Raw genomic sequence first — 882 nt, 5'->3', positions numbered from 1 at the left:
TCCCGATGGTTTCATCCTCAATCCGGATGGATCATACAGTTTCGATCCGACCGATGCGGCGTATGACCATCTGAACGTGGGTGATTCCACGATCCTGACAATCCCCGTCACCGTGACCGATGATAATGGTGCAACCGATACAGTCCAGATCCAGATTACAGTCAACGGCACAAACGATGCACCGGTGGCTGGTGCGGATGTAACGGCTACCATCGATGAAGGGGCCACTGGGATCAGTGGTACGCTTACTTCCACAGATGTAGATAATGGCTCGACGGCGACCTTCACGATCACTCCAGGCTCAACTGCTCCGGCAGGTTTCACGCTGCATGCAGATGGACAATACACTTTTGATCCAACCGATGCGACGTACGACCATTTGAACGTGGGCGATTCCGTGATCTTAACGGTTCCTGTTACGGTGACTGATGATCAGGGTGGTACCGATACAGTGCAGATTCAGATCACGGTTAACGGTACCAACGATGCTCCGATTGCTGGCGCGGACGTTACCACGACGGTTGCCGAAGGGGATGCTGCCATTAATGGCACGCTCACTTCCACCGATGTAGATGATGGTGCAACGGCGGCCTTTGCCGTCACTCCGGGATCAACCGTTCCCGATGGTTTCATCCTCAATCCGGATGGATCATACAGTTTCGATCCGACCGATGCGGCGTATGACCATCTGAACGTGGGTGATTCCACGATCCTGACAATCCCCGTCACCGTGACCGATGATAATGGTGCAACCGATACAGTCCAGATCCAGATTACAGTCAACGGCACAAACGATGCGCCGGTGGCTGGTGCGGATGTAACGGCTACCATCGATGAAGGGGCCACTGGGATCAGTGGTACGCTTACTTCCACAGATGTAGA

General features: G+C 53.9%; 1 protein-coding gene. It reads left to right on the top strand.

Annotation, left to right across the window (positions count from 1 at the left end; translation table 11 throughout):
- Nucleotides 1-882 (top strand): VCBS domain-containing protein (locus JWG39_RS16030; RefSeq protein ID WP_205220441.1); only part of this gene is annotated, 882 nt, incomplete at both ends.

The organism is Desulforhopalus vacuolatus (genome assembly GCF_016918505.1).
Taxonomy (GTDB): Bacteria; Desulfobacterota; Desulfobulbia; order Desulfobulbales; family Desulfocapsaceae; genus Desulforhopalus; species Desulforhopalus vacuolatus.
Note: the sequence above shows the minus strand (reverse complement) of the source record. Positions and strands in the feature narration are given on the sequence as shown.